At 52.5% G+C, this 23,689-nt stretch carries 16 protein-coding genes; 14 read left to right on the plus strand and 2 right to left on the minus strand.

What is annotated here, in order from left to right; all coding sequences use genetic code 11:
* Positions 1–4 precede the first annotated feature (4 nt).
* From IEC33019_RS02515 to IEC33019_RS02580, 13 genes are all read left to right on the plus strand, one after another.
* Positions 5–589: an acyltransferase gene (locus IEC33019_RS02515; protein WP_099592968.1), complete on the plus strand. Its 585-nt coding sequence runs from the start codon at positions 5–7 to the stop codon at positions 587–589.
* A complete protein-coding gene (locus tag IEC33019_RS02520) occupies positions 586–1,680 on the plus strand; it encodes a DegT/DnrJ/EryC1/StrS family aminotransferase (protein WP_099592970.1) in 1,095 nt (364 codons plus the stop codon). Before IEC33019_RS02515 ends, IEC33019_RS02520 begins: the two co-directional genes overlap by 4 nt.
* A complete protein-coding gene (wecB, locus tag IEC33019_RS02525) occupies positions 1,677–2,771 on the plus strand; it encodes a non-hydrolyzing UDP-N-acetylglucosamine 2-epimerase (RefSeq protein WP_099592972.1) in 1,095 nt (364 codons plus the stop codon). Before IEC33019_RS02520 ends, wecB begins: the two co-directional genes overlap by 4 nt.
* A complete protein-coding gene (locus IEC33019_RS02530) occupies positions 2,768–3,550 on the plus strand; it encodes an ABC transporter permease (protein WP_099592974.1) in 783 nt (260 codons plus the stop codon). Before wecB ends, IEC33019_RS02530 begins: the two co-directional genes overlap by 4 nt.
* A complete protein-coding gene (locus IEC33019_RS02535; protein WP_099592976.1) occupies positions 3,543–5,306 on the plus strand; it encodes an ABC transporter ATP-binding protein in 1,764 nt (587 codons plus the stop codon). Before IEC33019_RS02530 ends, IEC33019_RS02535 begins: the two co-directional genes overlap by 8 nt.
* Complete coding sequence (locus IEC33019_RS02540) at positions 5,306–8,119, plus strand: methyltransferase domain-containing protein (protein ID WP_099592978.1); 2,814 nt, start codon at positions 5,306–5,308, stop codon at positions 8,117–8,119. The genes IEC33019_RS02535 and IEC33019_RS02540 overlap by 1 nt, the downstream gene beginning before the upstream one ends.
* Positions 8,116–12,207 carry a D-glucuronyl C5-epimerase family protein gene (locus tag IEC33019_RS02545; RefSeq protein WP_099592980.1) on the plus strand — a complete coding sequence of 1,364 codons (4,092 nt, stop codon included), beginning with the start codon at positions 8,116–8,118 and terminating at the stop codon, positions 12,205–12,207. The genes IEC33019_RS02540 and IEC33019_RS02545 overlap by 4 nt, the downstream gene beginning before the upstream one ends.
* A gap of 121 nt (positions 12,208–12,328) precedes the next feature.
* On the plus strand, positions 12,329–14,257 hold the full coding sequence (asnB, locus tag IEC33019_RS02550; RefSeq protein WP_099592982.1) for an asparagine synthase (glutamine-hydrolyzing): 1,929 nt from the start codon (positions 12,329–12,331) through the stop codon (positions 14,255–14,257).
* Between the two features lie 28 nt (positions 14,258–14,285).
* The gene (locus IEC33019_RS02555; RefSeq protein ID WP_172959799.1) at positions 14,286–15,488 is read left to right on the plus strand and encodes a glycosyltransferase family 4 protein; all 1,203 of its coding nucleotides are present in this window, start codon (positions 14,286–14,288) and stop codon (positions 15,486–15,488) included.
* Complete coding sequence (locus tag IEC33019_RS02560) at positions 15,485–16,714, plus strand: glycosyltransferase family 4 protein (protein ID WP_099592986.1); 1,230 nt, start codon at positions 15,485–15,487, stop codon at positions 16,712–16,714. Before IEC33019_RS02555 ends, IEC33019_RS02560 begins: the two co-directional genes overlap by 4 nt.
* 995 nt (positions 16,715–17,709) lie before the next feature.
* Positions 17,710–18,717: an MraY family glycosyltransferase gene (locus tag IEC33019_RS02570; protein ID WP_099592990.1), complete on the plus strand. Its 1,008-nt coding sequence runs from the start codon at positions 17,710–17,712 to the stop codon at positions 18,715–18,717.
* An 81-nt stretch (positions 18,718–18,798) separates the two neighbouring features.
* Positions 18,799–20,793 (plus strand): polysaccharide biosynthesis protein, encoded by a 1,995-nt coding sequence (locus IEC33019_RS02575; RefSeq protein WP_099592992.1) that lies wholly within the window; start codon positions 18,799–18,801, stop codon positions 20,791–20,793.
* A 178-nt stretch (positions 20,794–20,971) separates the two neighbouring features.
* Complete coding sequence (locus tag IEC33019_RS02580; protein WP_099592994.1) at positions 20,972–21,319, plus strand: ComEA family DNA-binding protein; 348 nt, start codon at positions 20,972–20,974, stop codon at positions 21,317–21,319.
* A gap of 43 nt (positions 21,320–21,362) precedes the next feature.
* Here IEC33019_RS02580 and IEC33019_RS02585 read toward each other — a convergent pair whose 3' ends face one another.
* Positions 21,363–21,530, minus strand: coding sequence for a DUF2897 family protein (locus IEC33019_RS02585; RefSeq protein ID WP_070573170.1), 168 nt, complete (start codon positions 21,528–21,530; stop codon positions 21,363–21,365).
* A gap of 182 nt (positions 21,531–21,712) precedes the next feature.
* Between IEC33019_RS02585 and pyrF the strand changes: the two genes are divergently transcribed.
* A complete protein-coding gene (gene pyrF / locus IEC33019_RS02590) occupies positions 21,713–22,414 on the plus strand; it encodes an orotidine-5'-phosphate decarboxylase (RefSeq protein WP_099592996.1) in 702 nt (233 codons plus the stop codon).
* A 227-nt stretch (positions 22,415–22,641) separates the two neighbouring features.
* Here the strand turns inward: pyrF and IEC33019_RS02595 are convergent, their stop codons facing one another.
* Positions 22,642–23,643, minus strand: a complete 1,002-nt coding sequence (locus tag IEC33019_RS02595) for an NADP-dependent oxidoreductase (protein WP_099592998.1) — start codon at positions 23,641–23,643, stop codon at positions 22,642–22,644.
* Positions 23,644–23,689 lie beyond the last annotated feature (46 nt).

Below are 23,689 nucleotides of genomic sequence, written 5' to 3' on the forward strand. Positions count from 1 at the left end.
AGTCATGACCTATCAGGTTCATCCCAGTGCCATCGTTGATGATGGTGCTCAGATCGGAAAAGATAGCCGCGTCTGGCATTTTGTACATGTATGTTCTGGTGCTGTAGTCGGCGAGCGATGCTCGCTGGGCCAGAATGTTTTTGTCGGCAACAAAGTTATTATCGGCAATGACGTGAAAATCCAGAACAACGTCTCGGTCTATGACAATGTCACGTTGGGGGATGGCGTGTTCTGCGGTCCCAGCATGGTATTCACTAATGTCTATAACCCTCGCTCATTGATCGAACGCAAGGCTGAGTACCGCAGCACCGCAGTAGGTAAAGGGGCGACTTTGGGCGCTAACTGCACCATTGTGTGCGGAGTGACCATTGGCGAATACGCCTTTATTGGCGCCGGCGCCGTAGTGAACAAAGATGTTCCGGCATATGCGTTGATTGTTGGCGTTCCAGGTCGGCAGATTGGCTGGATGAGTGAGTTCGGCGAACAATTAAAGTTACCGCTTGAGGGTGATGGTGAAGTCTGCTGTGAACACACTGGCGCACGTTACCGCTTGCAAGGCAGGACACTGAGCAAGGAATCAGCAGCATGATTGAGTTCATCGACCTTAAAACCCAGCAAGTGCGCCTCAAAGAACGCATTGACGCAGGTATTCAGCGTGTTTTGGATCACGGCCAGTACATCCTCGGGCCAGAGGTTGACGAGTTAGAGCAGAAATTGGCAGCGTTTGTTGGTGTTGCCCACTGCATCAGCGTGGCCAATGGAACCGATGCCCTGCAGATCGCCTTGATGGCGCTTGGAGTGGGGCCGGGCGATGAAGTGATCACGCCCGGTTTTACTTATATCGCCACCGCAGAGACTGTCGCACTCCTTGGAGCCAAGCCGGTTTATGTGGATATCGATTCGCGCACTTATAACCTTGACCCGGCACTGCTCGAGGCAGCAATTACTCCACGTACCAAGGCTATTATTCCTGTATCACTTTATGGACAATGTGCGGATTTTGATTGCATCAATACCATTGCCGAAAAACATGGCATTACGGTGATCGAAGATGCGGCACAGAGTTTTGGTGCGACGTATAAAGGACGCCGCTCCTGCAGCCTGACACGGATTGCCTGCACCAGCTTCTTCCCGAGCAAACCATTGGGTTGCTATGGCGACGGAGGCGCGTTGTTCACCAATGATGATGACTTGGCTTTGGTGCTCCGGCAAATTGCCCGTCACGGGCAGGACCGCCGATATCACCACATTCGAGTTGGAGTAAATAGCCGGCTCGATACACTGCAGGCGGCGATTCTGTTGCCCAAGCTGGAAATCTTCCTTGAAGAGTTGGAGTGGCGGCAAGTGATAGCCAACCGCTACAGCGACATGCTGCAAGCGCAAGGCATCGAGACCACGCCGTTTGTCCAAGCCGACAATACCAGCGCATGGGCTCAGTACACAGTCCGCGTGGCAAATCGTGACAATGTCCAGCAGAAGCTGAGGGAGGCCGGTATCCCTACCGCCGTTCATTACCCAATACCGCTTAACCGTCAACCAGCGGTCGCGGACAGTTTGGCGATTCTGCCAGTCGGTGATCAGGTGGCCAATGAGGTCATGAGTTTGCCGATGCACCCCTATCTGGACGAGTCGGTCCAAAAAATTGTTGTAAAGGCCTTGAAAGAGAGCATTTCCCAATGACCTGTAAAGTCGTCACTATCGTCGGTGCGCGCCCGCAATTTATCAAGGCGGCAGCGGTATCGAGAGAAATACTCAAGCATCCGGGAAAAATTGAAGAAGTCATGGTGCACACAGGTCAACACTATGATTCGAACATGTCCCAGGTATTTTTTGACGAACTCAAAATTCCGACGCCCAAGTACAATCTGGAAGTGTCAGGTGGTACCCACGGTGTGATGACTGCCAGAATGCTGGAGGGCATTGAGAAGATTCTTCTGGTCGAGAAGCCAGACTGGGTTTTGATTTACGGCGACACCAATTCCACGCTGGCCGGTGCGTTGGCGGCAGCCAAGCTGCATATTCCGGTTGCTCACGTCGAAGCGGGTCTGCGCTCATTCAATATGCGTATGCCAGAAGAAGTCAACCGGATTCTATCGGATCGAGTATCGACACTACTGCTGTGCCCTACGGAGTCGGCGATAGATAACCTTCAGCGTGAAGGCATCACTAAAGGCGTCGCCAATGTCGGTGATGTTATGTTCGATGTTGCATTGCACTATCGTGACATCGCTCGTAGCAATAGCCAGATTCTGGGTACTTTGAGACTTAGTGAAAGCGCTTTTGTATTGGCCACGTGTCATCGTGCTGAAAATACTGACTCACAAGAGCGATTGTCGGAAATACTTCGTGGATTGGCTAAAATCGCCCAAAGTGTGCCTGTTGTGCTGCCGATACATCCTCGTACACGTAAATTGATCGAAGACTATGGCCTGGAGCAATGGCTGGAGCCGCTGTGTGTAGTCCAGCCGCTTGCCTTCCTGGATATGGTAGCTCTCGAGCAAGCGGCTAAGGCCATCATCACTGACTCCGGTGGGGTGCAAAAAGAAGCGTTTTTCTATCAGGTCCCATGTATCACCATGCGCGATGAAACGGAGTGGGTTGAAACGGTTCAACTCGGCTGGAATCAGCTGGTCGGTGCTTCGTGCTCACGGATAGTAGAAGCCTTTGAACATATCCCAAATATTGTCGCTCACAGCCAAATAGCGCCTTACGGTGATGGTTTTGCCAGCCGCAAGATCGTTGAAAAGCTGATGAGTGAGTATCAAAGATGAGCGCATTATTGAGCCTGATCAAGCATCGACAGATACTATTTTCCACTGTCTTGCAGGGGCTTAGAAAGCGGACCAGTGGCAATGTATTGGGTGCGTTGTGGCTGTTGCTCTATCCTTTGATTTTCCTCGGCATGTACAGTCTGGTATTCGTCCAGATTCTTCAGGTTCGCGTCCCCGGGTTGGGTACTGCTGAGTATATCTTGGTGGTGTTTTCCGGACTGGTGCCTTTTCTAGCCTTTTCAGAGGCCTTTGGTGTTGGTACTGTCAGTATCGTCGCAAACCGTGATCTTTTGATGAACACACTGTTCCCTATCGAGTTAGTGGTCGCCCGAGAAGTGTTCATTGGCCATACCACAATGGGTGTGGGGATGTTGCTCCTATGGGGAACAGTTCTGTTTTATCATGGCCTTAACTGGGCACACCTGATGGTCCCTGTAATCTATCTATTACAAATCATGATGGTGCTAGGTCTTGTTTGGATCAGTGCAACGCTGACGGTATTTTTTCGCGATTTACAACAGGCTATACCGATTTTGGTACTGTTTCTCATGATGGTCTCGCCCATTGGTTATACCGCCGACATGGTGCCAGCCGGTGTCCAGGGAGTATTGCTATTTAACCCTCTGGCTTGGCTGATGGAGTTGTATCGCTCTTGCCTGATGCAGGGTGTCATTCCCTTAGAAAAACTGGGCTTCTTCGCACTATTTTCGTGCGCGCTATTTGCATTGGGCGGCGCACTCATTCTTCGACTCAAGCCATTGTTCGCTGACTATGTCTGATTTCTCTATTTCGCTCTCAGGTGTCAATAAGTCTTTTCGCCGCTTTCAGCATCCTGGTTGGAGAGCGCTGGATGCACTGGGGCTGCCAATTTCCAAAAAGCGTTATGACGTGTTTCAAGCGCTGGCCGGGATTGATCTGAAAATTTCTCGTGGCGAGAAAGTGGCTCTGATCGGTCGGAACGGGGCGGGCAAGAGCACGTTGTTACGCCTGATTTCCGGACAGATGCGTGCTGACAGTGGAGATATACAGGTCAATGGTCAAGTCCAGGCATTGATGACTCTTGGTACTGGATTTCATCCGGACTTCACTGGCCTCGAAAATATCCGCTCTGCGCTCTCCTATCAGGGAATTTCGCCTTCGCGGATGGGTGAGTACATCGAAGAAATCACTGAATTTACCGAGCTGGATAACTTTCTCCATCGACCGGTCAAAGAGTACTCTGCAGGCATGTATGCTCGCCTTGCGTTTGCTGTTGCTACCACCATTACACCAGACATCTTGATTATCGATGAAATCCTGGGTGCCGGTGATGCTTATTTCCTGGGCAAGTGCATTCAGCGAATGAAGGCTCTGACCAATCAGGGTGCGACTATTCTGTTCGTTTCCCATGACATCAGCTCTGTGCAAATGTTGTGTGATCGCGGGATCTGGCTTCAAAGTGGAAAGATACGTCAGGACGGCTCTCTTCTGCCGGTAAGCAAAGCTTATCTAGCAAGTGTAAGGGAAGAAGAAGAGCGGCGGATCAGGGCCAAGAGCATGTCCTTGACGCGTAACCAGGTGGCGCAACTACTTAGTGGCCGCGATCAGACGAGCCTTTTACGTCTGGTGGGACGCGATGGTTCTCCACCTTCAGAGCCTGTTTTGCTGCGTTCGGTCGAATACGGTGACTACCATGGCGTACTGGGTAGCATTGACCTCACCAGCAAGCAGTCGGAAGGGTCCTGTTTGTTGAATGATCCCCAATTCATGAACTGGCGTCCGGTTGAGTCGGCAACGGATAGTGCAAGTTGGGCATTTGGTGATTTTGGCGGGCGCTACAAACATGCGCCTATGCAGATATCATGGCCAGCGGCAATTCCTGTGGGAGCTTGGGTGCAACTCGAGCTTCGTGCCAGTTCCAGCCATCCTGTATGTGTCGAGCAATTTGATCATCAGCAAAATACATACCTTCCCTTGGCCGAAATTGCTGTTGTGAGTGGTGACCAGTGGCAGACCCTGCGTTTGCCCATCAATATTGAGGCCGACGATGAACAGGACGATCAGGAAAAGCTGCTCAACGACCTGCAAGATCTGAGCAGCGATGATCGTTATGGCAGTGGTGAAGTGCATATCACAGGCTTCGGATTCTTTGATAGCGAAGGTACACGTCGTCATACACTGATCACTGGAGAACCAGCGTGCGCTGTAATTGCCTTCGAGGCGAGCCAGACCATTATAGACCCCGTTCCGGTGGTAGCTATTTATCGTCCTGATGGCACCTGTGTCATGCAGGTGATTTCGCGTCTGAGCGGAGCGAATTTTTCTCAGATTGAAGGTAAGGGCGGCATTAGGGTCAGTTTTTCACCCCTGCTGCTTGGGCCTGGTGATTACCTCGTTTCTGTTGCATTGTTCCGAGAGTTGAGCGTTGCCACTGCGATTGAGCCTTCATCCTATGATTTGCACGACCGCTGTTATGCATTGAAGGTCCTTTCACCACCCGGTATTCATGTGCAAATCGGGACCGTTTATCAACCGGCAGACTGGGAGCTTCTGTGATGATTCAGGATATCCACTTGTATGGCTCTCCCGAGGTTTGGGATCAACCATTACAGGAAGGGCAGCGGAACTTGCTGCAAGCCATTACTGACTTTTGGCCTTCGGGCATTGAGTCGGTACTTGATGTGGGTTGTGGGGATGGCAAGCTCACGTCCGCTCTTCAGAGGCTTGGCATGTCTACCCTCGTGGGCCTGGATAGCAGTTCAGAGGCCTTGTCGCGGCTGCCATTTTCTAGTGTCATCGGGGATGCACAAGAGTTGCCCTTTGATGCGGGAGCCTTTGACCTAGTCATGACAACCGATGTCCTAGAGCACATACCCGATGAAATTGAAGCTGCAGCTTGGCGGGAGTTGTTCCGGGTTGCAAGCAAAGTGGTCATGGTTGCTGTTCCCTTCCGTGAGGAGTTGTTGGATGCCACGGCGCGTTGCAAGGAATGTGGCAACCATTACCATGTCAACTGGCATCAACGCAGCTATGACATCGCTGAACTGCATCGTCACTGTCCTTCAGGATGGCGCATAGCCGCTACCGTATTGTCGGGGGAACCTTGGAGCGCCACGTTGCCGCCCGAGACACATTTCCGTCGTCAGGTGCTTGATGAATGGTCAGGGTGGGATCTTGCAATTTGCCCAGCCTGCGCAAGTGCCGGTGAGGCTGTCGCCGCGGCACAGCCTCTGTCACCAGTACTCGCCCAAGGGCTGGCAGCAAAACTGTATCCTGTGCTCGGTGAACAGCGTTACTGTCGCAGTCATAGTGAGATCTTGGTGATCTTTCAACGTGACGAATCCAATGCCGAGTTGCCCTCACCACGGCTGGTTGTCTCCCGTCCCCAAGCGGCATCCATGGTTGATTTCGCGGGGCAGCCTGCAGTTTCAGATTTAGCTTCTTTTTGCCAGGTCGCTCAGTATGTTTCTGGTGCAAATGAGCAGTGGCGTCTGCAATTTCCCCTATATGAAGAAAATCCGATTTTGCACGTCAAGCGCGTACCGGCCAGCCAGGGCGATTTGCATTTGTTGTTGGAAGATGGACAAGGAATACTAGTCAATGGTTGTGTGCTGAAAGATGGTGAGGAGAGTTACGCCTACACATTACCGCGTAAACCAGTGGCGGGATACTACGGTGTGCTGGCTTCATGCCCTAAGGATGAACCTTTTGCATCTTTGCAACTGGGGAATTCTCCCTCAGTCATCTGGAATGACAGCGCGAGTGATGGACGTTGCCGTTATCTAAGACTGGCTGGTGAGACCAGTGCAATTTTTGTGCAGGTTGCCTATCCGCATTGGTTCGATCCTCAGGCTTTGAATGGTAAGGCTGAGGTTATAGCGCCCTCTCCCGAGCAGATATTGGCTGGTGCTCATGACTGCTTGGCAAGAGCATCGGCTCAAAAGCAAAAGACTGTGATTGATGACGTTCAGTCAGACAGATTGAAAGAACATCTGAGACGGCGAGCCACTGCCAATGGCGGATCAGATGTTTTAATGTTGTGCCATGATCAGCATCTGGATCGCCGTGTAGTAGCTCAGGCGGTGTCTTTAATTTCGCGTGGACATCGTGTTCACTTGCTGGCGTTGTCGTTCGATAGCGCAACACACCATGAGCAGACGCCAGAAGGCATTTTCCTTACTCGTATAGGGTTGAATGACATCATTCCTGAAAACCCGACCTACAAGGGGTACCTGGCTCGTCAAGACAAATTGAATCGAGTGGCAGGCTCGCTGTGCGGCCGTTACTCGGTCCTCCCTGGACTGATTCAGCGTGTGGGGAGTCGTGTGAACTGGATGCTGTACAAAGCCCTATTGTTGAAGCGCTACAAGAATCGTCTTTTGCACGATCCTTTGCCATTCCGGCAGGCCTTTGTGCGCCACGGCCTAGACCTGCCCTGTGATATCGTTCAGGTTCACGATTTACCTGCACTGGAAGCCGGTAGCGAACTCGCGGCAAGCTGGGGTGTACCGCTGGTCTACGATGCGCATGAGCTCTATCCGGAGCAGAAGTCCTTCTCTGAGCCCCAGCGGCTTATCTGTTCACAAGCAGAGGCGGAACATATCAAGAAGGCCGATCTCGTGTTCGCGGTTAACGAGTCGATTGGCGATGAGATGGCGCACCGTTACCAGATCGAAAAACCGGTGACTTTGCTCAATGCAATCGATCCTCCAGCGGAATTCGATCCGACGCGGCATTACGATCTTTTACGTCAAGAGCTCGGGCTGAGCACAGAGCGGCGAATTTTGCTGTTCCAAGGCGGATTTGCACCTAATCGCAGCCTGGAAATCCTCGTTCAGGCCATGGCACATGTTACCCGTGCAGAGGTGGACTTAGTCATGATGGGCTTTGGCCCGTTTGGTGAGGTGCTCAAAACTAAGGCAAAACGTCTGAATTTGTTGGGTACACGAGTTCACTTCCTGAATGCCGTGCCGCAAAGTGAGCTGCTGCAGCACAGTGCTTCAGCCGACTTGGGTATTATTCCTTATCCTCATGTCGACCTTAACTCGTACTACTGCACACCCAACAAACTGTTCGAGTTCATTCAGGCAGGGTTGCCTATCTTGGCCAATGACTCTCCAGAGCTGAATCGTTTTGTGCGGGATAATGAGTTTGGTTATTCCGTTAAAATGAATACTGCGAAAGACATTGCGCGTGCGATTGACGCTGCCTTCAGTTCCGATCGCTTCCCGGTATGGCGTGATAACCTCAAACAGAAGCGTCGTGGCCTTGCCTGGAGTAGCCAGGACCTTATCTATGTAAATGCAATGAACCGGTTCCTCCATGTGGATGCGGTTGATCGGAGCTCTTCGGCTGGAGTCATTGGATGATCAGTTTTAGGCAGCATGCATTAAAAGCATTTTGTTTTACAGCAGCGTTATTCGTTTCTGTTGCTGTTAACGCCGACAGTGTTATTCCACAAACCAATGTCGATCAAGCCGTGCACAAAGTAGACTCTGCAGGAGTTCCGCATCTCTTTATTGACGGTATAGGAAGTGTAGATCATCCTGCTTGGACGGCGTTGTATGCCCTGGCTTATGCAGGAGTGGAAAATTATGATCCTAAATTGGGCATCAAGCCTGATGCCAAGCGTTTCGCAACCAGTATTGCTTGGCTGAAAAATCATCTATCCAAGGATAAGAACGGCTATTGGGTTTGGCCCTATTCCTTTGATAGCACCTACAACGATGTCTCAATCAAGGCACCGTGGAGTAGCGCCTTTGGTCAGGCCGTAGGTATTCAAGCGCTGTTGGCCGATTGGAGAGTGAATAAGGACAAATCCAGTCTGGAGCAAGCTATCAAGGCGGCAGAAGCGCTGTTCGTGCCGCTCGAAAAAGGAGGGTTTCTGTTTGCTTCAGGGAAGGACATCTGGTTTGAAGAGATTTCTTCATCAGTCCGGAACCCCTCGCACATCTTAAATGGGCATATGCGCGCTCTGATGGCGTTGGGGGAGTTGAAGGATGCTACTGGTGACGCCCGTTACGGCGAATGGTTCGCAAAAGGCAGTGATACATTGCTGCGCTGGTTGCCTCTTTACGACGCCGGCTACTGGCTGCGCTACGACCTAAATCCACGCAAGCAGGAATTACTGTTCCGCCTGGCCAACCCCTACGGGTTTGCAAATCCTGAATTAGCCATTGATCGGATTGTCTTACGCGATCCAGTTTCCGGTAAAGAGTCTGTCCTTGACGTCGGTGGCGAGAAAGATGCCAACGGTACAGCGCGGATTGCCGGTAACGACTGGGGACAAATTGAGCGAGTTGATGGACGCACTGTGCGTCGGCTTAAGCCAGTGACGGGAGAACGTGAGACGCCAGATAGCGAAGGGCAATGGGTAGCCCCTTATACCTATTTCTATCTGAACTTGCCAGATGAGTGGAAGGATAATCTTCGCACGCAACGTTTTGAGTTGATGATCGAGTATCTCGACGAGCGACCAGGTAACCTTGAAGTTCAAATGCGCTCAATAGCCCCTGGTAGTGCAACATTCCATAGTCTTGCAGATGGCGAACTCCTATTGTCTGGGAGCGAGAAGTGGCGGCAGTGGAAAGTTCCCGTTAAACCCCGAGATCTGGGTAATTGGGTCGGTACGACCTATGGTTTCAAGCATGCCGAATATTTGACGAAACTTGCTGCGAGGGACCAGCGCTTTAACTCTTGGCGTGATTTGGCTCGTGGTTACTCTAATAGCCAATCCGAAATGGACATGGTCGATGTCGAGCCGGTCAAAAGAGCAGTCACAGCGCAGACGCCTGTCTTGCCATTCTATTCTCAAGACAAGAACGGCGTATTGCTCATGCATGTAGGGACATCTGACCATTTGAAGAGGACTGGGAAGGCAGTCTACTCGCCTTATATTGTGGCTAGTCAAGCTATTGATGGTCGGCGCATGGCAAATTTAAGCACTTTGCTGAAAGAGTTTAATATTGCTAAGGATAGTGTCAAACGAAAGCCGGCAATAAACTGGATACTTGACGCAAAGAATCAGGTTTCTGCTGGTGGTTCTGTTTTATATAAATTTAACTTCCAAAATGTCTACAATGATGTAGTTACCCCTGCGCCTTGGCAGTCTTCCTTTGGGCAAACTTATATCCTGAAAGCCTTACACCAGACATTGCAGGAAGACATTGCCGATAATGCACTTGTCCAAAAGACTCTTCGGGGCGCACTTAAGGCCTACGGCGTTGAGATCGCACAAGGTGGTTTGGCTCATAAGGATCGTCAGGGTGGACTGTTCTTCGAAGAAGTGCCAAATCGCACCCATGTGCTTAATGCTCAGCTCTCGGCTCTTCCGGTTATCCATGACGTCGCGAAGAAAGTAGACGCGTCCTTGGGCCAAATATTGTGGAAGAAAGGGTTAACGTCTCTGACTGAGTATGTTTCCCGTTTCGATACTGGTTATTGGCTGCGTTATGATCTTAATCCTAAGAAAGAGTTACTATTCCAGCTTGACTGGCTGAAAGGTGACACATCACCACTGATCGAAAGTATTCGGTTAGAAGCTCCTGAGTTCTCCAAAGCTGTTCGTTTAGATGTTGGTAATGCAATGGCATTCAAAGGCGACTCTAGGATTTCAGGGTTGGATTGGTCAAGTGAAAAAGAAATTGATGGACGTAAGGTTCGCTCATTTAACAATGGTTATAAGATTCGCGCAGAGCCTGTGCAGGGCGGGACTCGGCAGAATGTCTATGCTCTAATGCAATTGCCAGTTACTGATTTTTCTGACTATTTTGATATTCAGCCTCATCGCCTCGTCATTCGTTATAAGGATGTTGCAGTTGGCAAATTCGTCGTAAAGGTACAGTCGATCAGTGAGGGCAATAGGTTGAAATTTGTCCCATTGCATAACTCATTAATTACTACTATAGGTGACCAGAAGTGGAAGGTGGCAGTGATAAGCGTCCGTCCACAGGATATGGGTTGGTATAAGGGGGAGGATTATCAGGCATTCGAAGTGGCCCAGTTAAGAAATATTGCTAAGTTGACCGGAGACTGGTTTTTTGAGCAGTACGCCGAGCGTCAGCACTATTTCTTGAATGCGAAGAAGAATGGAAGCTCGGTTATTGTCGAGCCTGAGGCGGATTCTCCCTTTGGGAAGGTGCAGCTTTCGCTTATTGATTCTTCGCCCACATATGAAGGATTTGGGTTTGCGAATGCCCTCGATGGAAGTGCAGAAGATAATTATGTCGCCAGTTTGGAGGGCGTTAATCCTGGTTATGTAAGCTTGCGTCTGGAAAGACCGGCATCAAATGGGGTGCTCACACTTGGTTGGGACAGTGCGCTTAACTATCCAGGTAATGTCAAGGTTGTGGCTCTTAATGGTAGTGGACGTGTTAAAAAAATATTGGCCGACGTAAATTTAATAAATGGCAAGGAAGCGAAAATCAAGCTTAGTGCAGTCGAGCCTTTTGATTCATTACGTATTGAGTTCTCTCAGTTTGTTGGGCAATCGCGCTTGCTCATGCGTCTGATAGAATTTAACGCCACTGTGTCTGAAGGTGCACCGTCAGACCAGCTTACCGTTAAACTTGAGCCGGGTGAGGATTATCTGGACGCTCAGGATGAGCGTAACCCGTTACGGATTTTTAGGCTTCCGGTGACTACAAAGGTGAAGTCTATTTCCGATGAGCTGGTTAAGGGAGTAGAGGGCGATCATGAGAAAATTTTGAGCTTTATGAAGTTCATAAATGGTTTCAAAGTTGGTGTTGCCAGCTCCATGACTCCTGAGGCAGCTATTGACGAGCGCGTGGGAGCTTGCGGTTCCTTTACCAACACATTGTTGGCTCTTTCTGCGGCGCAGGGTATTGAAGGGCGAGTAATAAGTCTTTTGAATTATCCTAAGAATGATGGTCATGCCGTGGCCGAAATTAAAGTCCAAGGTAAGTGGGCTCTTTATGATCCTACCTTTGGTGCTTTTTATACTTTGGTTGGTAGTAATGCTCCTTTGTCATTTGATGAAATAAAAGCTGGATATGCAAAAGGGATGAATATTCAGGTTCACCACTCTCTTATGCGGTCTGGGATTGAAGGTTATACGGGAAAGAATATTTTTACGCAGGCTAGCCCATCAGGTGTGATTGGTCCTGATCGTCCCTTCTATTTTCCTCTGAAACTTTCGTTTGTCGGACAAAGCTCGGTGGATGAGACGAAGTTTGGAGCGATGTGGCAGGGGGCTGGTTATTTAGGTGCTGCTACTTTGAACCAACAGCAGGAATGGACGCTGACAGCCTTGGATGCTAAAGAGAAATATATTTTTAAAGTTGTCGCAAAGAGCATTGGTGGGGATGTCAGGTCTGAAGATAAGACGTTTACTTTGCGGGCTGTGATATTCGACTCCAATGGTGGTCACGAAAAAAATCTTGGAAAAAACTTTCGACTTCAAAGATTCCCAGGCCCAGCACTGGGATATTCCATTTGAAGCCCATGCAGATGTAATGAAAATACGGCTATTGCATAATTATGTTGGCCCTGAATATCGTTACATTAATATGCAGAGCTACAGTTTGCAAAAAGCCGGCTAATTACTGGATACAATGTCTATGTGCGGAATAACGGGTTTCCTGGCCAGTTCGGCCAGTAGCGGTGAAATCGAGCAATCGCTCAGGAAAATGATGGGTGCAATCCGCCATCGCGGCCCAGACGGAGACGGCGTTTGGCTGGATACTCGTCGGCCAATGGGTCTGGGCCATGTACGCTTGGCGATTATCGACCCTGAGCACGGCAAACAGCCAATGGTGACCGAAGATGGTCGATTTATCGTGGTGTTTAACGGAGCGATCTATAACTATCTGGAATTGCGCCGCGAGTTGATTGGCAAGGGGCATCCGATTCATAGCTATTCCGACACCGAAGTACTGCTGTATGCCTATCGAGAATGGGGCGAATCTTTTGTGGACCGCTTGCAGGGGATGTTTGCCTTTGCGATCTGGGACCGTCATGAGCATCGGTTGTTCTGCGCTAGGGACCGGGTTGGGATCAAACCCTTTTATTACCATTTTGATGGTAAACGCCTACTGTTTGCTTCCGAAATCAAGGCTATTCTGGCTGATCCCTCCGTGCGCGCCCAAGCCAACCCGGAAGGTTTGCAGGACTACCTTACCTTCCAGTTCTGCCTTGATCAAAAAACCTTGTTCAAAGGCGTCGAGAAGCTGGAACCTGGCCACTGCCTATCAGCTCGTTACGAGGGAAGTACTCTCAAGATCAGTACCCGTCAGTATTGGGACCTTCAGTACAACATCGACGATGAGCACGACGAAAGTTACTTCATCGATACGCTGGCAGGTCTGATTGACGACTCTATACGCCTGCACATGCGATCGGATGTGCCTTTGGGCGCTCATTTGTCAGGTGGCCTGGATTCCAGCGCGGTTGTCTGTCTCGCGTCCCGTATGTTAGGCGGAGAGCCGATGCATACATTCACCGGGGCTTTCAATGAGGGGCCGCAGTTTGACGAAACGCACTATGCCAAGGATGTAGCAGCGTTTGCTGGAACTACTTATAACGAAATTTACATCCCGGCCGGACAGGAACTGGCGGATATCCTGCCACGTCTGATGCATTACATGGATGAACCTCTGGCAGGGCCTGGCGTAATTCCTCAGTATTATGTTTCACGGTTGGCCAGCCAGCATGTGAAAGTGGTCATGGGCGGCCAAGGGGGCGATGAACTATTTATCGGCTATGCTCGATACATGGCGGCTTACTTGGAAAAATGCCTCTCGGGCGCGATCTACCAGACGGCCAACCAAAATCGCTATGCTGTGTCGCTCGAATCCATCGTGCCAAACATGCCGCTGCTGGCCACCTACCAGCCGATGCTGCAGGGGCTTTGGAAAAACGGCTTATTCGGGCCTCATGATCAGCGCTATTTCAGTCTGGTGGATCGTAGCGAGGGGATGACTCAACTCTTCAACCAAGATGCGTTGATGGGTAATAGTGGCTATTCATCGTTCGAATCATTCCAGCGTATTTTCAATCGCGACGAGTTGCATTCGTTAGTCAATCAGATGACCTACTTCGATCTTAAAGGATCGTTACCAGCGCTACTTCATGTAGAAGATCGCACCAGCATGGCAGCGTCCATTGAGTCGCGGGTACCGCTGCTGGATCATCGAATCGTCGAGTTCATGGCCACCATTCCGCCGAACATCAAGTTTGCAAACGGGCGCATGAAACATTTGTTCAAGGAAGCGGTGCGCAATAGCGTTCCGCAGAGTATTTTCGAGCGCAAGGACAAGATGGGTTTCCCGACGCCATTGACGCAATGGACTAAAGGTGTGGCGCGTGACTTTGTTCGTGACACGCTACTGTCTGATCGCGCACGGCAGCGTGGTTTGTACAATGTGTCCGCTGTCGAGAAGACATTGAGCAATGAACGTGAATTCGGACGCGTGGTATGGGGGTTGCTCTGCCTTGAACTGTGGCATCGCATCTTTATCGATGGGGATATGCAACCAAGTGGTATCTGAATCCGAAAAATCCGATCGTCGGATATTGATGCTCTGCAATGATCGACAAATCGATCGCCGAATCCTCCTGCAGGCTGACAGCCTGCAGGAGGCAGGTTGGGATGTCACCATCTTGGCCATGCCGCGCGATGAGGCGGTACTGGGTGACGACCCGCGTGTCATACGTATCGGCACTCAAGCTGAAGCGATTGCTCAGCGCGAGAACCGTGTATTAGCAGTTTATCGTCTTGTACGTAGATACGTGCCAATGAACGGATATTTCATGCGTTTGCTGAAGTCCGCTGCCTGGCGATTTGTAGTAGATCAGGAACGGTTCTATCTAAATCTGTTCTTGAATGAAGGTCGTCGTCATCCGGCGACCGTAGTTGTCGCACATGATTTGCCAATGCTGGCGGTCGGCCGTGCATTGGCTACTGAGTTCAAAGCTCGGCTGGTATACGACAGTCATGAATTGTATTGCGAGCAGGAGTTCGCTCGTTGGCAGCAAAAAACGTGGGCTGCAATTGAACAGCGACACATCCACGCCTGTGACCAAGTCATTACAGTCAACCCTTCAATTGCCCGTGAGTTGGAAAAGCGCTATGGGTTGGACCAAGTATGTGTCATTCATAATGCCGAGCGGGTAGGACCATTGCCCGAACGTTCGCATTATCTGCGTGAGCATTTTGGTATTGCATCCGATCAGCGGATTTTACTGTTCCAAGGCGGTTTGTCAGCCGGACGCAATCTGACGGAGTTGGTACAGGCTATGGCCGGACTGGTTGCATCCAATATCCATCTGGTCATACTCGGCGACGGACAGATGGCGCACGAGCTCAAGCGTATAGTTGATCGGCAGGGGCTTAATAGGCATGTGCACTTTCACCCGGCTGTTCCGCAGACGCAATTGCTGTCGATCACGTGTTCAGCCGATGCAGGTGTCATTCCATATCAGGCCATCTGCCTGAATAACTACTACTGCACCCCCAACAAGCTGTTTGAGTTCGTCTCGGCCGGCTTGCCCATCCTCGCCAGTGATCTACCTGAATTACGCCGTTTAGTTCATGAACAGCAGATCGGGTCGGTGGCAGACTTGAGCACTGTTTCCCGACTGACCCAGGCAATCAGTGAGTTCTTTTCTGACGATATCCGGTTGCAGACATGGCGAGGTACTTTGAAAACGGTGCGGCAGGAAATGAGTTGGCAACATGAGGGTGAAAAACTCAAGCAGATCTATGAGGAGTTCAGATGAATGTCGCAGTGGTGTACCAGTACTATCAAGGCCGCTCGGCTCCTGGGCATTCGCTGGTCTATGAGCTTACCCAGCATCTGGCGCAGCGCGGACATGAAGTGACAGTCATCTCCGGTGAGACGGGCTACATGCGAACGGATCAACCTGCTCTGCCGTGGTATCGGCGTCTATTGCGTTATGAAAAAGACGGTCTGGTCAATGTTATCCGCACTTTCACCTATACACAGTTGCATCGCAGTTATTTGGGGAGATTGCTCAGCTTTTTCTCCTTTTCTGTGAGCGCGCCTATTGGTTTGTTGTTCGCCAAACGGCCTGACGTAGTGTTGGCTTCATCACCACCTATATTCCCGATGTTTAGCGTTTGGCTGGTGTGCAAGCTACGCCGCATACCCATGGTTTTCGAAGTCCGTGATCTGTGGCCGGAGTCTGCGGTGCAGATGGGGATTTTACGCAGCCGGGTACTGATTTCCGTTATGTCATGGATGGAGGCGCTGCTTTATCGGCATGCCAAACGTATCGTGACGCTCACGGCAGGTATTCGTGATGACATCCAGGCGCGTGGCTGGCCGGCAAAAAAGCTCGAAGTAATCACATGCGGTATTGATACCGAGATCCTTTTCTCTGACCCTGCTGCTGGAGAAAAAACGAGGCGACAACTGGGCTGGGAAGACTGTCAGATCGTTCTCTATCTGGGTGCAATGGGAGAGGCGAACAACCTGGATGTCTTACTGGAGGCTGCGCACAATAGCCGGAATGAGAAATTGCGTTACCTGCTGGTCGGAGATGGAATGCGCAGAGCCTATCTCGAAGCTCGTATCGCAGAGCTGGGCTTGACGAATGTGCGGATTTTGCCGCCCGTCCCGAAGAATCAGGTGCGCGGCTTCATTAATGCTGCGGATATCTGCGTCGTTACCCTTATGGATATTCCGCTGTTCCAAGGAGCCATACCGACCAAACTGCTCGATTATATGGCCTGCGCGCGGCCTGTATTGTGTGGTGTCGCAGGGGAGGCAGCGGCAATAGTCGAGCTGGCGGGAGCAGGGCTGACATTTCCTCCTAATGATGCGTTGCGCTTGGCTGAGTTAGTGGCGCAATTGAGCCAGGACGAGGCTGGTCGTCAGTTAATGGGACAGAGAGGGATGGGCTATGTACAGGAGCACTTCAATGCATTGCATAATCGCGATGCGATGGAAAAACTGCTCCTGAGCGTTGCCAGTTGCTCCTGACGAGGCGTTTTGCGGACGGAGGTCCGCTCCCTTACCGCTGGGTGCTGAGGGATCACTGGCAGGACTGGGCTAAACTACGAAGGCCTTCTCGTGTCTATTCGTTGTACGAGTTGACGTTCCGGAGGACAAGCTAATGGAAAGAAGCCCTTTGTATTTTCAGTTTGTGAGTGAGCATCCTCGAGCTATCGAAGAGGAGCTTCCCTGTACGCAAGCCGATAAGGCGACCGTCCTGCTGGCGTTCGATAAGGGTGAAGTCCAAGAGATGTACATTGGGCTCTATGTCGCATCGGAAGCTTGCCTGGTGGAGTATGTCCTCCCTCATTGCGAACTGGAGGTCATATGCCGGAGGCACGTCGTTGACCGCGGCGCAGCATTGGACTGTGCCAGACAGAAGGCAGAGATGCGGTGCAGGCTGCATTGATGGAAAGCCTATGTGCGCTTGATTCGGACGGACTGGAAGCACATTTCCGCAATGGAAAAGTAATGACGGTCACGGGGGGACACCTCCGGGCGGCTAGCCTAGGCTCTGTATGAAAAGCCTTGACTCGGTGATGCTGCGTTGAAAACAGCCCCAAGACTTTTCACACAGAGCCTAGGACAAGGCTTAGTAGGCTGGGCCTTGATCGAGGTTTATCCGTCCATTGCTGCTCTACAGAGGGGCAATGTGACTACTTTTCCATCAGTGACGCACAGGTGCCAAGTTGTCGATTGTATGGCATTTGCGTTCAGCGTGATCTGATCGCTGGATACCCTGTAAGATGTGGTGAGCTGTCCCATGGTTGCGACTACTTCGCATTTCTGGCCGATGCTGATCAGAGCCAGTTAAATCCAGTTGTGGGAGCGTATGGTGGGCGCTTTAAGCAGGTCGGTTTGGTTGCGCCCACTGGCCTGCTTGTAGCGTCGGGTGCCTTTCTCCCAGCCGGCTCTATTGCTGTGGATATCAGCAGAAACAGAAGCTCAGGCGCTACTGGGCATTATCGGGAATTTCTTCGTAAATGATTTGGCTGCTTCCTCTTGTTGGCGTTCTTTCATTGGTTTTAACCGCCCTATTGCGTCGTTACGCGTTGGCTAGGAGCATTATTGATATCCCCAATGCGCGAAGTTCCCATACTTTGCCGACACCACGCGGCGGTGGGGTAGCGATTGTCGCTGCGTTCCTGCTGGCGCAATTGATGCTAGCAAGGGAGGGGCTACTTGAGGGGGCTGCCCTGGCCTCAGTGTTCGGCTCGGGGCTTCTGGTCGCGATCATTGGTTTTATAGATGATCATGGGCATATTGCTGCAGGCTGGCGCCTGTTGGGGCATTTCTGCGCAGCTGCGTGGGCGCTTGCGTGGTTGGGCGGTATGCCTCCAGTGCAAGTATTCGGTACGTCACTATCACTGGGGTGGCTCGGGCACGTGTTGGCGGCGTTTTACCTGGTCTGGATGCTAAACCTCTACAACTTCATGGATGGCATCGATGGTATAGCCGGCGTCGAAGCGATCACCGTTTGCTTGGGATGCTGCTTGCTTTACTGGCTGGCTGGCATGACCAGTTTGATTTGGGCGCCCCTGTTACTAGCGATGGCCGTTGTGGGCTTCCTATACTGGAACCTCCCGCCAGCTCGGATTTTCATGGGGGATGCTGGTAGTGGGTTTCTTGGCATGGTGTTGGGCGTGCTCTCGCTGTTAGCTGCATGGCAATCTTCGCAGCTGCTCTGGGCTTGGTTGATTTTGCTAGGCGTTTTTGTAGTAGATGCCAGCTTTACACTTGGGCGTCGGCTGCTAAGGGGTGAAAAAGTGTATGAAGCACATCGTAGCCATGCTTATCAATTTGCCTCGCGACAGCACGGGGGGCACTTGTTCGTTACCTTAGGAGTGTTGGTAATAAATTTGTTTTGGCTATTGCCAATCGCTTGCTATGTTGTTTGGTCGGGGGAAGATGGTTTGCTAGGGCTGATAGTTGCCTATGTTCCATTATTTTTTCTTGCTAGATATTATCGTGCTGGCTTGCGGGAAAGTTAAACTGCATATGGGGAGTGCTTCCTCGAGTTGCATTAATGCTTTGAGGTCAGTCTGCGAGATACGCGGGTGGGATGAATTATAATGAGGGATAAACTTAAATCGCGACTGTTGGGCCTGTCGCGCCGATATAAGCGTGCGTTGCAGGTGGTTGTCGATCTGTTCTTGATATGGTTCGCTTTGTGGTTGTCTTTCGTTGTGCGCCTTGGATTTGATTATGCGGGCAGTCCCGTGCTCGACCATCCATGGTTGTTTGTCGTTGCACCGATAGTGGGTGTTCCTATTTTTATAAAGTTCGGTCTGTACCGAGCAGTAATGCGCTACTTCGGCAATGAAGCTTTAGTGGCTATTTTTAAGGCGGTTGGACTGTCGTCATTGGTGTTGGCGCTGTTCGTTTATTGGTACAGTAATCATGCCCTCATAGTGCCGCGCTCCATTATTTTCAATTACTGGTGGTTGACCTTGGTAATGGTTGGCGGGTTGCGTCTGTTGATGCGGCAGTACTTCATGGGGAATTTGCTCTCTGCACCGCGAGTATCTTTTTCGGACCGCGATGAAGGACTGATTCGCGTAGCCATTTATGGCGCTGGAGCTGCCGGCAATCAACTTGTATCAGCCCTGCGTATGGGGCGCTTGATGCGCCCTGTCGCATTCATCGATGATGATCCAGGCATTGTCGATCGAGTCATTGCTGGTTTGCGAATCTACAAGTCCCACGACATCCAGCGTATGATCGAGGATACCAGCGCCCAAGAAATACTTATGGCTATCCCTTCCGCCAGTCGGGCGCGCAAGCGGGAAATTCTTCATTATTTGGAAGGTTTCCCGCTGCATGTACGCAGTGTGCCAGGCCTGATGGACCTAGCCAGTGGCAGGGTCAAGGTGGATGATATCCAGGAAGTTGACATTGCCGACCTGCTCGGCCGCGACGCGGTGCCACCTGAGGCCGGCCTGTTGCAGCGTTGTATCACCGGTAAGGTTGTGATGGTAACGGGCGCTGGTGGCTCAATAGGCTCGGAACTCTGCAGGCAGATCGCGAAGCTAAAACCAACTGTGCTGCTGTTGTTCGAGCATAGCGAGTTCAACCTTTACAACATTCTTAGCGAGTTGGAGCAATGTTGCCAACGAGAGTCGTTGAGCTTGCGCTTGCTACCGATCCTCGGCTCGGTGCGTGACCATGGCAAGTTGTTGCATGTCATGAAAACCTGGCATGTCGAGACCGTTTACCATGCGGCCGCATACAAGCATGTACCCATGGTCGAGCACAATATCGCCGAGGGGGTGCTTAACAATGTAATTGGTACGCTCAATGCGGCGCAGTCTGCGCTGCAGGCAGGCGTTGCCAATTTCGTGTTGATATCCACCGACAAGGCGGTACGGCCCACCAATGTAATGGGCAGCAGCAAGCGTTTAGCCGAAATGGTGTTGCAGGCATTGAGCCGAGAAAGTTCCCTACCGCTGCTGGATGCCAACAAGAACGTTTCGCTCATCAACTCCACCCGTTTCACCATGGTGCGTTTTGGCAATGTCCTCGGTTCTTCTGGCTCGGTCATTCCCTTGTTCCGCCAGCAGATCAAGGCGGGTGGCCCGTTGACGGTGACGCACCCGAAAATTACCCGCTATTTTATGACCATTCCTGAGGCTGCTCAGTTGGTGATCCAGGCAGGTTCTATGGGACAGGGGGGAGATGTCTTCGTGCTGGATATGGGCGAACCAGTGAAGATCGTCGAACTGGCCGAAAAGATGATCCACCTGTCTGGGTTGAGTATTCGCACCGAGGCCAATCCATCAGGTGATATCGCTATCGAGTTCACTGGGCTGCGACCGGGCGAAAAGCTTTATGAAGAATTGTTGATCGGCGATAACGTTGAGTCGACCCCACACCCAATGATCATGAGCGCCCATGAAGATTTTTTGCCATGGGACGTGCTCAAGGAGCGACTCGATCAGTTAGTGGCGGCGGTATCGACTGATGACTACGGACTAGCACGGCAGTTATTGCGGGATACGGTGAGTGGCTATACACCAGATGGCGAAATCGTAGACTGGATTTACCTGCAGCATCGACTGGAACCTTGAATACGAAAACGCCTGACGATTTGTCGGGCGTTTCGTATTTGTGTGCGTTGGTCAACTCCTTGAAACTTCTGGAACAAAATTCTGGGAACAACGAGTTTGCGCACATTTCATGCGGGGGCTACTGTTGATTTCGCAACCAAGGAGAGTTGCTTGAACCTAACCTCAAGGAGTGACATTCATGCGTAACACCATCCTTTCCTACCTCCTCCTCCCCCTGTTCACCGGCCTTTCCTTCTCCCTAAGCGCCGCCCCCAACCCCAGCATCCCCCCAGCCACCGAGCAGGCCGCAACCAAGGTGACCACGAGCGTCACCGCCAGCCAACCCGCCAAGCTCGACCTCAACACCGCCGATGCCCTAACCCTGCAAAAGGAACTCAACGGCATCGGCCGGGCCAAGGCTGAGGCGATCGTGGCCTATCGCGAGGCCAATGGCCCGTTCGCATCGGTGGATGAACTGCTGGAAATCAAGGGCATCGGTAACGCACTGCTGGAGCGCAACCGCGACAAGCTGGTCGTGACAGAGTAACCAGTAGGGGAGTGGCCGATCCGCCAGGGTCGGCCATCAAGCATCAACGATCCTGCGCATCCTTGGCATCCGCCTCGGCATTGCGCTCGTGGATCTTCTTCAACTGCTCTTCGGTCAATGGCAGTTTCTTTGCCGTGTCGCGCAGCAGCAGCAACCCGCCGACGATCGAGCCAAGGGCTATGATCAGTATCAACCAGGCATACCAGGGCATGACGTTCTCCTTGTAGACCATGGATGGCAAACGCTTGCTTAGTTTCGAGCGGTTGCCGCATCCGTTGGTTCAATTATAGGAGTGACCGGGTGCCGGGCCAATTCTCGTGATCCGTGGCCCCAAAGCCTGGGCCACATCGTTTACAATGCGCGCCGATTTCGACTTGCCAAGAGACTCTGCCCATGTCCGCCTGCCAGACGCCCCTGATCGTCGCCCTGGATTTCCCTACCCGTGACGCCGCCTTGAAGCTGGCTGACCAGCTTGACCCTGCGCTGTGCCGGGTGAAGGTCGGCAAGGAGCTGTTCACCAGCAGCGCTTCTGGGATCGTCGAGACCCTGTGCGAGAAGGGCTTCGAGGTGTTCCTGGACCTCAAGTTCCACGATATCCCCAACACCACGGCGATGGCAGTGAAGGCCGCGGCCGAGATGGGGGTGTGGATGGTCAACGTGCATTGCTCCGGTGGCCTGCGCATGATGTCGGCGTGCCGTGAGGTGCTGGCCAAGCGTAGTGGTCCACAGCCGTTGTTGATTGGCGTGACGGTGCTGACCAGCATGGAGCGTGAGGATTTGGCAGGGATCGGCCTGGATGTGGATCCGCAGGAGCAGGTGCTGCGTCTGGCGGCATTGGCGGAGAAGGCGGGGATGGACGGGCTGGTGTGCTCGGCGCTCGAGGCGCCGGCGCTGAAGGCTGCACATCCGTCGCTGCAGTTGGTGACCCCGGGGATTCGTCCTGCTGGCAGTGCCCAGGATGACCAGCGCCGGATCCTTACTCCACGCCAAGCACTGGACGCGGGTTCGGATTACCTGGTGATCGGGCGTCCGATCAGCCAGGCGGCGGACCCGGCGCAGGCACTGGCGGCGGTTGTGGCTGAGATCCGCGCCTGACGTTCGATCGCAGGGGCCGCTTTGCGGCCCTTCGCGGGTAAACCCGCTCCCACAGATGCGGCGGTGACATTGAGAGCACCGGAGAATCTGTAGGAGTGGTTACCCGACAATAGGCCAGTGCAAATAACACAAGGCAGTTGCGCCTCCCTGGCCTGGACTATGTTCAGTCCCACAGCGCCACCGCGAGGGATGGCTGCAAAGACAGCCGCCCCCACAACGGCCTGGGCTCACACTTTCAACACCAATTTCCCGAAGTTTTCTCCGCTGAACAGCTTGAGCAGCGCCTCCGGGAAGGTCTCCAACCCCTCCACCACATCCTCCTTGCTCTTCACCTTGCCACTGGCCAGCCACCCGGCGATCTCCTGCGCGGCCTTGCCGTATTCCTTGGCGTAATCCATCACCACGAACCCTTCCATCCGCGCGCGGTTGACCAGCAGCGACAGGTAGTTGGCCGGGCCTTTGACGGCGTCTTTGTTGTTGTACTGGCTGATGGCGCCGCAGATGACCACGCGGGCCTTGAAGTTCAGGCGGCTGAGCACGGCGTCGAGGATGTCGCCGCCGACGTTGTCGAAGTACACATCCACGCCTTTCGGACATTCGCGTTTGAGGCCGGCCAGGACGTCTTCGGCTTTGTAGTCGATGACGCCGTCAAAGCCGAGCTCGTCCTTGAGGTATTGGCATTTCTCCTGGCCACCGGCGATGCCGACGACGCGGCAGCCTTTGAGCTTGGCGATCTGCCCGGCGATGCTACCGACGGCACCGGCGGCGCCGGAGAGAACGACGGTTTCGCCGGCTTTCGGTTGGCCGACGTCGAGCAGGGCGAAGTAGGCGGTCATGCCGGTCATGCCCAGGGCCGAGAGGTAGCGGGGCAGGGGGGCTAGGCGTGGGTCGATCTTGTACAGGCCCTGGGGTTCGCCGGTGAAGTAGTCCTGCACGCCGAGCGGGCCGTTGACGTGGTCGCCGGGCTTGAAGTCTGGGTGCTTTGAGGCGATCACTTCGCCGACGCCCAGGGCGCGCATCACCTGGCCGAGGGCAACGGGGGCGATGTAGGACTTGCCTTCATTCATCCAGCCGCGCATGGCGGGGTCCAGGGAGAGGTAGAGGTTTTTCACCAGCACCTGGCCTTCGACGGGCTCGGTGACGGGGACCTGCTCGTAGGTGAAGTTGTCGCGGCGCACGGCACCGACCGGGCGTTGGGTGAGCAGGAAGCGGCGGTTGGTCTGGGTCATGGCGGGTCCTGGGTGGCAAAGGGGCAGAACGGGCAATTTAACCTGC

It is taken from the genome of Pseudomonas putida (assembly GCF_002741075.1).
GTDB lineage: Bacteria > Pseudomonadota > Gammaproteobacteria > Pseudomonadales > Pseudomonadaceae > Aquipseudomonas > Aquipseudomonas putida_T.